This is a genomic window from Streptomyces sp. NPDC087270, from assembly GCF_044744625.1.
Lineage (GTDB): Bacteria > Actinomycetota > Actinomycetes > Streptomycetales > Streptomycetaceae > Actinacidiphila.
Genome location: NZ_JBIUYR010000014.1, coordinates 169,787 through 181,144, shown reverse-complemented (window position 1 = coordinate 181,144; position 11,358 = coordinate 169,787). Strand labels below are relative to the sequence as shown.

Sequence of the window (11,358 nt, the reverse complement as noted above, 5' to 3'; positions counted from 1 at the left end):
GCGGCGCCCGCCCCTGTGCGGGCGGCTCCGGGGGAGGCCGGTCCGGCCGGCCTCCCCCCACCGTCAGGAACCGACGTGTCACCGACGTGCCAAAGAGAGGCGATGGACATCATGCACCCGGCCCCGAGCGCCCGAGGAACCCTGCCGTTCGGTCCCTACCGGACCTGGTACCGCGTCACCGGCGAGCTGGGCGCCGGCCGGCCGGCACTGGTCGCCGTGCACGGCGGTCCCGGCAGCACGCACGACTACCTGCTGCGGCTGGCCGGCTTCGCCGCGCACGGCTGGCCGGTCGTCCACTACGACCAGCTCGGCAACGGCGGTTCCACCCATCTGCCGGACGCCGGCGCGGACTTCTGGACCGTCGAGCTGTTCCTCGACGAACTCGACAACCTGCTGCGCGGCCTGGGCGTGGCCGACGACTACATCCTGTTCGGGCAGTCCTGGGGCGGCCTGCTGTCCGCGAAGCACGCCTCGACCCGCCCCGCCGGGCTGCGCGGCCTCGTCATCGCCGACTCGCCCGCCTCCTACCCGCTGTGGATGCAGGAGATGAAGGTGCTGCGGTCCCAACTGCCGCCCGGCACCGACGAGGAACTCGCCCGCCACGAAGCGGCCGGCACCACCGACACCGACGCGTACCACGCCGTCGCGCAGCCCTTCTACGAGCGGCACGTGTGCCGGCTCAAGCCCTGGCCCCGGGACTGGACCGCGTCGTTCTACGAGCTGTACAACGACCCCACCGTGTACTACGCCATGAACGGCCCGAGCGAGTTCCACGTCGTCGGCACCCTGCGCGACTGGTCCGTGGAGGACGTCATCGCCGACATCGCCGTGCCGACGCTGCTGATCTCGGGCCGCCACGACGAGGCGACGCCGGCGACCGTGCAGCCCTACCAGGACCTGATCCCCGACGTGCGCTGGAAGATCCTGGAGGAGTCCAGCCACCTGCCCCACCTGGAGGAGCCCGAGCGCTTCGACGAGATCCTGCTGGCCTTCCTCGCGGGGCTGTGACCGCTCACCTGTCGTCGAGCCAGCCCGCCCCGGGCTCCGGCTGGCCGTCGATCAGACCGCGCTGCGCGGCGATGACACCCGCCTGGAACCGGCTCGTGGCCTTCAGCTCCTCCGTCAGGTCGGAGATGTGCCGGCGGCAGGTGCGCACCGACATCCCGAGCCGGCGCGCCACCATCTCGTCCTTGTAGCCGTTCGCCATGAGCCGCAGGATCGACCGTTTGAGGTCGTCGGTGCGCGGCGCCGGCGACGCGGTGTTCGGCGCGAACGGAACCGACCGGCTCCAGAAGTAGTTGAAGAGCGAGCAGATGAAGGCCACCAGGTTCGGCTCCTTCACGACGACCGCACCGTCCCCGCCGCCCCGGGCCGACTGCGCGGGCAGGAAGGCCACCTCCCGGTCGTAGACGACCATCCGGTCGACGAGTTCCTCCGTGGTGCGTACGTGCGCGCCACGGGCGGTGATCTGCCGCACGTAGGCGATGGTGGTCAGATCACCGCGCGCCGTGTGCTGGTAGATCGTCCGCAGCTCGACCCCGCGTTCGAGGGCGGAGAGCATCGACGGCCCCGGCCGGTCCGACTCGGCGCCGTACCGGGGGCGGGCGGGCTGCACGTCCAGCACCTCGCTGCGGCACCGCCTGCGGTAGTGGTCGAGCATCGACTGGACGGTGTCGGCGTCGGACACGATGTCGAACGCCTCCACCTCGTTGCGCCGCCGGCGCGCCTCGAAGTACACGGGTACGAGCGACAGCAGTTGGCTGCGGATCTCGGCCGCCGCCCTCTGTATCCGGTGGACCTCCTCGTCCAGCGGCCCGACGAGATCGGCGGAGGCGACGTCCGGGTTCACCGGGACGAGCACGTCCGGCGCGCCCGGCATCGCCTGAAGGAGCCGGAGCCGGCGCAGGACCCGTTCGGCCCTGACGACCTCCTCCGACGGCAACTCCATCCGGTCGCCCAGCTCCTGGCGGGAGAACGTCCCGATCTGGATCGCTTCCCGGTAGGCCGCGGCGCTGACGTCGTCCAGTTCGAGGCAGTTCCGCTCATCAGATACCGGCTCCGACATCCTGACAGGACCCCCGTCCGTCGCATCTGGATATGCCGAGGGTCAACGTACTCCAGGTTGCTTTGCACGGCGGGTATGCGAACGCCCACAGTTTCCGGCGCCGGCGCCGGCGACGAGGGCGGCGGGTGGGGCAGCCGGTGCGGCGGCGAGACGTGCGGCCGGTGGGGCGGCCGGTGCGGAAAGCCGGTGGGGAGGCGGGACGGGCGAACGGTGGGGCGGCGGGACGGGTGAACGGTGGGGCGGCCGGTGGGGCGGCCGCCCTGCGCGTCGCCCGGTCGCTCAGGCGCTCTCCATGGAGCCGAGCGGGAGGTCCACCGGCAGGTCCTGGCGGCGGCTGATGCTCAACTTGCGGTAGACGTGGGTCAGATGCTGCTCGACGGTGCTGACCGTGATGTACAGCTTCGAGGAGATCTCCCGGTTGGTGTAGCCGTGCGCGGCGAGCGCGGCCACCCGGCGCTCGGACTCGCTCAGCTTCGCGTCGCTCTCCTCGGCCCCCCGTCTTTGCCGCGGCACCGTGGGATAGCAGGGGTTCAACTGCGCGGCGAGCCCGGGCAGGATGACCTCGCGCAGCGTCTTCGCGCCGCACGCGTGCGCCAGGTTCCAGGCCCGCCGGGTGAGCATGCTCGCCCGGTTGGTCTCCCCGACCGCCTGGAGGTGCTGGCCGAGGTCGGCGAGCGCCCGGGCCAGTTCCACCCGGTCCCCCGACAGCCGCAGCTCGTCGATGGCCTCCTTCAGCAGCGCCTGCCGCTGCTCCGGCGGCCGGATCGCCGCGCGCAGCCGGAGCGAGATGCCCCGTACCCGCGGATGCCGGGCGTCCGGCAGGGAAAGCTGCTCCGCCACCAACTGCTCCGCCTGCTCGGGCTCCCCGAGCCGTACCAGCGCGTCCGCGGCCTCCGTCCGCCACGGCAGGGCCACCGGCCGGTCCAGTCCCCAGGACCGCAGCAGCCTGCCGACCTCCAGGAAGTCACGCAGCGCGGAGGCGTACTGGTTGGTCGCCACGTAGTGCACGCCGCGCGCGTACAGGTAGGAGGACAGGTACACGCTGTCGTCACGGGAGTTGGCGATGGGCAGGTCCAGCAGCCGGGCCACCGTGGCGTGTTGGCCCATCGCGGTCCGCGCCCTGATCAACAGGGCGGCCGGCGCCGCCACGAAGACGGTGCCGTTGCGGCCGGGCAGCGCCTCCCACGCGCGTAGAGCTTGCCGTTCGGCGCCGCGCAGGTCACCGAGACGCAGCAGGACGTCGCCGTGGAGCGTGGCGAACACCGCGGTCCACGCGGGGGCGTTGCGGCAGGCGGCGTCGTCGGCGAAGGTCTGGCACCACGGGGTGGCCCGCTCCGGGTGCTCGGACAGGATGAGCGTCTGGAGGGCCTGCACGATCGGCAGCAGCGTGGTCTCGGTCAGGACGGCGTCCTGCAGGAACCGTTCGCAGTCCGCCAGATCGCTCATGCCCCGGTCCCGCACCGCCCAGAAGGCCGCGTGGGGCAGGTTCGGGTAGGGATCGTGCGCCGTACCGGAGTCCGGCCCGGGCGGGTTCATCCGCCGCAGGACCTCGTCGGTCTCGGCGATGCGCCCCTGCGCGCTGAGCGAGCGGACCAGAGCGGTCAGCCGGCCCTTGCTGAGCTGGCCCGCGCGCGCCAGCCGCAGCGGCTCGGCGAGGTGCTTCTCGGCCGCGGCCGGGTCGAACCGCCAGGTGATCGAGGACAGCCGGGTCTTGATCTCCGCCCGCGTTCCCTCGTCGGTGCAGGCGTCGTAGGCCAGGTGGAGCAGGTCGGCGGCCTGCCGCGGGTCGTCGGTGACCATCAGCTGCTCGGCTCGCTCCCGCAGCACGTCGACCGCCCACAGGGTGTCCGGCCACGGCTCGTGGGCGTGGACGGAGGCGCGCAGGTGCTGGATGACCTTCGCGGCCGGCTCCTGCGCCTGGTAGGCCAGGCGGGCGCAACGCCGGTGCAGGCGGGCCCGCTTGGCCGGCTCCAGCGCGTCCAGCACGGCGGCCGCGGCGCCCGGGTGCCGGAAGCGGTGGCCGTCGAGGATGCCCGCCGCCCGCAGCGCGGTGTCGGCCTGCTCGACCGCGGAGACCGGGATGCCCAGCAGCAGCGCGGCCTGCTCCGGCGAGCCGCGGTCCTGGAGCAGCGCGAGGGCGACGCCCAGGTCGAAGGCGGCCGGGCCGCTGCGCAGCACGCACGTCAGCACGGCCTGGGAGAAGAGCCCGCCGCGCTCCGGCTCCAACTCCTCCGTGGTGGTGGCGGGCGGGGTGGTGGCGCGGGTCTCCTCCAGCAGGGCCCGCAGGAGAAGGGGGTTGCCGCCGCTGATGTCGTGCAGCGCCGCGGCGGACCCGGGGATGGCGGCGATCCGCGGGTAGCCGGCGACCGCCTCCGCGACGGCCGCCTCGCTCAACCGGCCCAGCCGGATGCGCCGGAAGTCGGGCCGGCGCAGCAACTCGGTGTCGAACGTCGGGTCCTGGGAGCTGAAGTGCAGCGACCGCGCCGCCACCAGCAGGACCGGACCGGTACGGGCGTGCCGGATGAGCGCCTGGAGGTACTGCAACGACACGGCGTCCGCGTACTGGAGGTCGTCCACGCAGCAGACGACCGGCACGTTCTGGCTCAGCTCCTGGATCGCCGCGCAGAACTCGCGCATGGCCTCGGCGCGCGGCCGGCCGTCCGTGGCCTGCGGCACCTGGGCCAGCCGCGGGGTCGGCGCGTCGGCGAGCAGTTGCCGCAGTACTCCCGACGGGACGTCCGCCTCGCCCGGTGACCCGACCCCGTGCAGGAGGGCGGCGCCCTCGGCCACCGCTCGCTTTGCGAGGAAGTCGATTAAATCGCTCTTTCCGCAGCCTGAGGCGCCCTCGATAAACAGCAGACGGGCTTGCCCGGAGAGGAAATCGGCCAGTGTTGATTCGATGATCTCAATGTCCATACGATGTTCCACGAGAGTCATCATCTTCCCCCGAATTGGCGACTCGATGCAACGTACGATCAACGGCGTAAGTCTAGAGAGCGGGCAGTCGTTTCGCGCTGACCGCAAGTTGCACGGCAGTAAGTTCGCATGTAGGGGTGGCGCCCTCTCTACGGGCGCATAGGGGGTTGGATCAGGGGAGATGTCCCTTCGCCGGCTAGCCGCGGGGGCACGTTCCGGTCCTGAAGTCCGCGGCAGTTCGTGGCGGACTCACAGGGCTCCTTCGGTCCGCGGGCCCCTATGATCCACATTCGGCCGGTTCGCCGTCGGAGCGGGGGAGCCGGCACGCCCTGAGTGGGGGCGTCGGCCCAGGCCGGACGCCCTGCGAACGCCGTTGGCCGAGCGGCCGCGCCCGCGCGGGCGAGCCGTCGATCGGCGGCCGAGGCGGCCACTGCCGGGTTGCCCCGACGGGCCGGAATGGCCTGGCCGGAAAAATCTGGTTGACAGTTGGATGACTTTCGCTTGTATACGGCCCCTACCGCGTCCGCGTGCGGGAGCGGGGTCCACGCCGGGGCCTCCGGCGAATGCGGATACCCGCGATATTCCTCGGGAATAGCTTTCGGAATCAGGTCGGAATGTTATGCGGTGGCGGGGAGAAGGGGGCTTCGGCTCACCGCGTGTTCCTGGGCCGAACACCCCTTGTCCGCCCGGTACGGGAACGGGAAAAGGCGCCGGACGACGGCCGGCCGGGGGACGGGAGCCCACCGCGGAGCGCCAAGCGGAGAAAATCCGCTGCCTCCGTTCGCCGGGCTCGGCGGTTTTTCCCGACGACCCTCGCCCGACCCGGTTCCGGCGCCCGGAATTCCCCCCGGTTGCCCGATCGTCGGCCGCCCCCGAGGGTCCGCGCGCCGCCCTCCGAGGGGTGCGCGGAAGGGTCCGCGGGCCGCGCCGGCCGCTCGGGAGATCGGCTCGACGCCAGGTGGGCGGGGGCGCGGACCGGTTCGCGGCGTGCGGTCGCGTCCCGGGCCGCGCCCTCGCTCACCTCGGCTTTTCGTCCGGCAAAGCGGCTTCTTCACCAGCAGCCACATGCGTTCCTACGAATTGCGCGCAGTGTGTAATACATACGTCTGATCCAGAGCTACAGTTGGACCATGGGACATCGCGAGGAACTGCTCAAAGGCGCCAAGCACTGCCTGTATGAAAAGGGTTACGCCCGGACTACGGCACGTGACATTGTGGCGGCGTCCGGCACCAATCTTGCTTCCATCGGCTACCACTACGGGACAAAGGAAGTCCTGCTGCGCGCCGCCCTGATCAGGGCGATGAACGAGTGGGGCAGCGAGATGCTGCGCGCGCTTCCGGCCGAGGCCCCCGCGTCCGAGGACCCGCTGGAGCGCTTCGAGTCCACCTGGACGCGGATGATCGAACTGTTTCCGGACAACAGCCGCCTGTGGCGGGTGAGCTTCGAGGTCTTCGCACAGATCCCGCACGACGAGGAGCTCCGCAAGACGATCGCGGGGGCCCTGCCCGACGCCCACGAGGCGATCGCCGAGCTCTTCCAGGGCGTTGACAGCGCCGCGGACGAGAAGTCGGCGCAGCTGGTCGGCATGTTCCACCAGGCCCTGCTCACGGGGGTGCTGGCGCTGTGGCTCATCGACCCGGAGCAGGCCCCCACCGGCCACGACCTCGCCGAGGCGCTGCGCATCGTCGCCGGCGGCCCGGCCGCGTCCACGCAGGGGGCATCCGGCGCGGAACCGTCCCGTGAGAAGTCCGAAACCGCCCAGGAACAGGAGGAGGGCATCCGCGAGGACAGCGCGGCACCCGGGGCCGGCGCGGAGCCCGTACAGTCGTGAGCCCGCGCGGCCCGGGCCCGGCGCTCAGCCGGCCGGCCCGCCGCCGCCCAGCACCTGCGCCAGGTCGTAGGAGACGGGCTCCTCCAGTTGCGCGTACGTGCAACTGTCAGGGGTCCGGTCCGGGCGCCAGCGGCGGAACTGGGCGGTGTGCCGGAAACGGTCGCCCTGCATGTGGTCGTAGGCCACCTCCAGGACGCGCTCCGGGCGCAAGGGCACCCAGGAGAGGTCCTTCTTGCCCGTCCAGCGGCTGGGCCCGCCCGGCAGCCGGTCGGCGGACTGCGCCTCCTCGCTGGCCCACTCCTGCCAGGGGTGGCCCTCGACCGACTCCATCCGCAGCGGCGCCAGCTCCTCCATGAGGGCCGCGCGCCGGGCCATCGGGAAGGACGCGCAGACCCCGACGTGCTGGAGCCGGCCGTCCGCGTCGTACAGGCCCAGCAGCAGCGAGCCGACCACCGGCCCGCTCTTGTGCGGCCGCAGCCCCGCCACCACGCAGTCCGCGGTCCGCTCGTGCTTGACCTTGACCATGGACCGCGCCCCCGGCTGGTACGGCAGTTCGTGCGGCTTGGCGACCACGCCGTCCAGGCCCGCGCCCTCGAACTGCGCGAACCACTCCCGCGCGACGGCCAGGTCGTCGGTGGCGGGAGTGACGTGCACGGGGGCCGCCGCGTCGCGCAGCGCGAGCAGCAGCGCCTCGCGCCGTTCGCGCTGGGGCGCCGCCACCAGCGAGGTGTCGCCCAGCGCCAGCAGGTCGAACGCGACGAAGCTCGCCGGCGTGACCTCCGCCAGATGGCGCACCCGCGAGTCGGCGGGGTGGATGCGCTCCAGCAGCGCGTCGAAGTCCAGCCGGCCGTCCCTCGCGATCACGATCTCCCCGTCCAGCACGCAGCGTGCGGGCACCTGCTCGCGCAGCGCCTCGACCAGTTCGGGGAAGTAGCGGGTCAGCGGCTTGCCCGAGCGGCTGCCCAGCTCGACCTCGTCGCCGTCACGGAAGACGATCGCCCGGAAGCCGTCCCACTTCGGCTCGTACAGCATCCCCGGCGGGACGGCCGCCGCCGACTTCGCCAGCATCGGCCGCACCGGCGGCATCACGGGAAGGTCCATGCCGGGATTCTCCGCCGCGCGGCGGAGAGGCGCCCGCCGAGTGACGGGCGGGGGGAGCCCCGGCCCGCGCGCGTGAGGCGGCTGCCGCGCCGACGGGCGATCCGCGGCGAGGCGGCCTAGCGTGAGGGGCATGGCAGAGGCGCTGGAGCTCACGGTCGGCGAGCGCACGGTCCGCGTGTCCAACCCGAACAAGGTGTACTTCCCGGAGCGCGGCTTCACCAAGGCCGACGTCGTCCGCTACTACCTGAGCGTCGGGGACGGCATCCTGCGCGTCCTGCGGGACCGGCCCACCACCCTGGAGCGCTACCCCGACGGCGTCGGCGGCGAGTCGTTCTTCCAGAAGCGCGCGCCCAAGAACCTGCCCGATTGGATTCCGACCGGCCGCATCTCCTTCCCCAGCGGGCGCCACGCCGACGAGATCTGCCCCACCGAGACCGCCGCCGTCGCCTGGGCGGCCAACCTCGGCTGCCTCACCTTCCACCCCTGGCCGGTGCGCCGCGACGACACCGAGCACCCCGACGAACTGCGTATCGACCTCGACCCGCAGCCGGGCACCGACTACGCCGACGCGGTGCGCGCCGCCCACGAACTGCGCGACGTGCTCGACGGGCTGGGCCTGACCGGCTGGCCCAAGACCTCCGGCGGCCGGGGCCTGCACGTCTTCGTGCCGATCGCCCCCGAGTGGACTTTCGTCCAGGTCCGCCGCTCGGCCATCGCGATCGCCCGCGAACTGGAGCGGCGCGACCCGGCGCACGTCACCACCGCCTGGTGGAAGGAGGAGCGCGGCGCGAAGATCTTCGTCGACTACAACCAGACCGCCCGCGACCGCACCATCGCCAGCGCCTACTCGGTACGGCCCCGCCCGCAGGCCCCCGTCTCCGCACCGCTGCGCTGGGACGAGCTGGACAGCGCGGTGCCCGCCGACTTCGACCTCGCCACCATGCCGGGCCGGTACGCCGAGGTCGGCGACCTGCACGCCGACATGGAGGACCACGCCTTCCGGCTCGACGCCGCCCTGGAGCTGGCCGCGCGCGACGAGGCCGAGCACGGGCTGGGCGACCTGCCCTATCCGCCGGACCACCCGAAGATGGCGGGCGAGCCGAAGCGGGTGCAGCCGAGCCGCGCGAAGAAGGAGAAGTAAGGGAGAAGCAGGGAGAGCAAGGAGAAGGGGACACGGGAGGAAGCGCGGGCGCCGGAAGGCACCGACGCGTAGCGGCCGGGGGAGTGCGGTGGGGGGTGACCCGGGCCCGGAGGCACCGGGACCCGGGTCACGTCATGGGGGCGGGCCTCAGTCGAAGGTCTCCACGAACTCCTGCGGCGGGCCCAGCTCCGGCCGGTCACGCAGCTCGATCCGGTCGCCGAAGCGCTCCAGTTCGAGCACCGTCACGGTGTTGCCGCCCGCGGCCAGCAGCGGCGCGGGCACGTACAGCGTCAGCTGCGGACCGATTTCCCAATAGCGGCCCAGCAGCGTGCCGTTGACCCAGGCGAAGCCCTTGCCGAAGCCGGGGAAGGCGAGGAAGGTGTCGGCGGGCCGCGGCACGCTGAACGACGCGACGGCGAAGCCCGCGCCGCCCGAGGGCGCGGCCGCGTCCGGCGCGATCCGCACGTCGTCCGGCGACCATTCGTCCAGCGGGAGTTCACGCATCTCCCAGCCGTGCACCAGCCGCCGCTCGACGCGGACCCCGCCGAGGATGCCCTTGCCCTGGCCCAGCAGCGGGCCGTAGTTGATCCGGCCCTGGTTCTCCACCAGCAGTTCGAGCCGGACCCGCTGCCCGGCGCCCTCGACGGCCAGCGAGCCGGTCTCCTGGTCGAGCACGCCCAACGGCACCCCGTCGGCGAAGACCTGCGCCCGGTCGTGCAGTCCGGTCACCGTCAACTCGCAGCTGCCGTGCGGCAGTCGGGGCCACGCCCGGTACAGCACCAGGCCGGAGGGCTGCCCCAGCTCCTCGAAGCTCATCGGGTACGGCGAGCGCACCGCCGCGGACATCGCGGTGAGCCCGCCGAGCAGACCCGCGCCCTGCCGCACCGGCAGGTCGCGCGGGGCGAGCAGTTCGGCCGGCGGCGGCAGCGGGCGATCCCGTACCCCGGACGCCGCGGCGCCGTCCTGCGTCCCGGCGGCCACCGCCCGCAGCCGCTCCCGCAGCGCGACGAACTTCGCCCCGACCGCGCCGTGTTCGGCGATCGGCGCGTCGGAGTCATAGCTGGTGACGGTCGGCTGGAAGCGGGTGCCGTCATGGTTGGCGCCCGCCCACAGGCCGAAGTTGGTGCCGCCGTGCGCCATGTAGAGGCTCACCGAGCCGCCCTCGTCCAGGATCTCGCCGAGCGTGCCCGCCGCGCTGCCGGCCGATCGAACGTGGTGCGGGTCGCCCCAGTGGTCGAACCAGCCGTTCCAGAACTCGGCGCAGACGAACGGCTCGTCGGCCCGGCGCTCGCGCAGCAGCCGCGCCGCCTGCCCGGCCCGCGAGCCGAACGTCGCGGTGGTCAGCACCCCCGGCAGCGAACCGCCGTCCTGCATCAGCTCGGTCGGGCCGTCCGCGGTGCACAGCAGCTCGCTGATCCCGCGATCCACCAGCGCGTCCCGCAGCCACTCCAGATAGTCGGTGTCGTCGCCGTAGCTGCCGTACTCGTTCTCCACCTGCACGGCGACCACCGGCCCGTCGTACGCCGCCTGCGCCGCCGCGATCTTCGGTACCACGACGTCGAACCAGCGTGCCACCTCGTCCAGGAACAGCCGCTGCGAGGTGCGTGGCCGCAGCCCTGGCATGCCGGTCAGCCACGAGGGCAGCCCGCCGTTGTCCCACTCCGCGCAGATGTACGGGCCCGGGCGGACGATCACGTCCAGGCCGGCGTCCTGCGCGAGGTCGAGGAACCGTGCGAGGTCGCGCGGGCCGTCGAAGCGGGGCGCCGAGCGGCGCGGCTGGTGGAAGTTCCACGGAACGTACGTGTCCACGGTGTTGAGGCCCAGCGCGGCCAACCGGGCCAGCCGGTCCGCCCATTGCGCCGGGTGCACCCGGAAGTAGTGCAGCGACCCGGCGAGTATCCGGTGCGGCTCGCCGTCCCGCAGGAGTTCGCCCCGCGGGTAGGACAGGATCGGGGCGGGTGGCTGCGCCGGGCTCCCGACCGGGACCACGGCGGCCGTCGCGTCCCGCTGATCGGCAGTGTCCCGCTGATCGGCGTCCACGCCCACCGCCATCCCGCGGAATGATACCGATACCGTCCGGTCCACCGCCGACTTCGCCATGCTCGCTCCCTAGTGACGTGCTCACGGGTGGAGCAACCTCGGGGGAACTGTTGCACAGGATGATATCGATGCCAAGCCCGGCCGGTGCCGGGTGTCCGGCGGCCCCTGGGTGGCCCCTCTCCGGGGCCGGGGTGTCCTTCACGGGCGGCGGCCACCCCCGAGGGGCGCTCGGCCGCACGGGAGGGGGGCGGATGGGACCGTTA

General features: G+C 72.7%; 7 protein-coding genes. 3 read left to right on the top strand and 4 right to left on the bottom strand.

The genetic code is table 11. The features are described 5' to 3' along the window. Window positions 1–111 precede the first annotated feature (111 nt). Window positions 112–1,008 carry a proline iminopeptidase-family hydrolase gene (locus tag ACIPAE_RS26745; protein ID WP_329373689.1) on the top strand — a complete coding sequence of 299 codons (897 nt, stop codon included), beginning with the start codon at window positions 112–114 and terminating at the stop codon, window positions 1,006–1,008. A 4-nt stretch (window positions 1,009–1,012) separates the two neighbouring features. Here ACIPAE_RS26745 and ACIPAE_RS26740 read toward each other — a convergent pair whose 3' ends face one another. Next, on the bottom strand, window positions 1,013–2,065 hold the full coding sequence (locus tag ACIPAE_RS26740) for a LuxR C-terminal-related transcriptional regulator (RefSeq protein ID WP_329362498.1): 1,053 nt from the start codon (window positions 2,063–2,065) through the stop codon (window positions 1,013–1,015). Between the two features lie 279 nt (window positions 2,066–2,344). Continuing rightward, window positions 2,345–4,981 (bottom strand): AAA family ATPase, encoded by a 2,637-nt coding sequence (locus ACIPAE_RS26735; protein ID WP_329362497.1) that lies wholly within the window; start codon window positions 4,979–4,981, stop codon window positions 2,345–2,347. Window positions 4,982–6,111: 1,130 nt separating this feature from the next. Here ACIPAE_RS26735 and ACIPAE_RS26730 point away from each other — a divergent pair. Continuing rightward, on the top strand, window positions 6,112–6,813 hold the full coding sequence (locus tag ACIPAE_RS26730; RefSeq protein WP_329362496.1) for a TetR/AcrR family transcriptional regulator: 702 nt from the start codon (window positions 6,112–6,114) through the stop codon (window positions 6,811–6,813). 24 nt (window positions 6,814–6,837) lie between these two features. Here the strand turns inward: ACIPAE_RS26730 and ACIPAE_RS26725 are convergent, their stop codons facing one another. Beyond that, entirely contained in the window at window positions 6,838–7,914 is a 1,077-nt protein-coding gene (locus tag ACIPAE_RS26725; protein ID WP_329362493.1) for an ATP-dependent DNA ligase, read from the bottom strand. A 130-nt stretch (window positions 7,915–8,044) separates the two neighbouring features. On the opposite strand from ACIPAE_RS26725, the gene ligD reads away from it, so the two are divergent. Further along, window positions 8,045–9,055: a non-homologous end-joining DNA ligase gene (gene ligD / locus ACIPAE_RS26720; protein WP_366413451.1), complete on the top strand. Its 1,011-nt coding sequence runs from the start codon at window positions 8,045–8,047 to the stop codon at window positions 9,053–9,055. 147 nt (window positions 9,056–9,202) lie between these two features. On the opposite strand, the gene ACIPAE_RS26715 is transcribed toward ligD, so the two are convergent. Further along, entirely contained in the window at window positions 9,203–11,107 is a 1,905-nt protein-coding gene (locus tag ACIPAE_RS26715; RefSeq protein WP_402448451.1) for a glycoside hydrolase family 35 protein, read from the bottom strand. Window positions 11,108–11,358 lie beyond the last annotated feature (251 nt).

What these genes read in the sequence shown, in the direction of transcription:
- ligD (WP_366413451.1), top strand. Translation starts at nt 8,045, where the DNA reads ATGGCAGAGGCGCTGGAGCTCACGGTCGGCGAGCGCACGGTCCGCGTG.
- ACIPAE_RS26740 (WP_329362498.1), bottom strand. Translation starts at nt 2,065, where the DNA reads ATGTCGGAGCCGGTATCTGATGAGCGGAACTGCCTCGAACTGGACGAC.
- ACIPAE_RS26725 (WP_329362493.1), bottom strand. Translation starts at nt 7,914, where the DNA reads ATGGACCTTCCCGTGATGCCGCCGGTGCGGCCGATGCTGGCGAAGTCG.
- ACIPAE_RS26715 (WP_402448451.1), bottom strand. Translation starts at nt 11,107, where the DNA reads ATGGCGGTGGGCGTGGACGCCGATCAGCGGGACACTGCCGATCAGCGG.
- ACIPAE_RS26735 (WP_329362497.1), bottom strand. Translation starts at nt 4,981, where the DNA reads ATGGACATTGAGATCATCGAATCAACACTGGCCGATTTCCTCTCCGGG.
- ACIPAE_RS26745 (WP_329373689.1), top strand. Translation starts at nt 112, where the DNA reads ATGCACCCGGCCCCGAGCGCCCGAGGAACCCTGCCGTTCGGTCCCTAC.
- ACIPAE_RS26730 (WP_329362496.1), top strand. Translation starts at nt 6,112, where the DNA reads ATGGGACATCGCGAGGAACTGCTCAAAGGCGCCAAGCACTGCCTGTAT.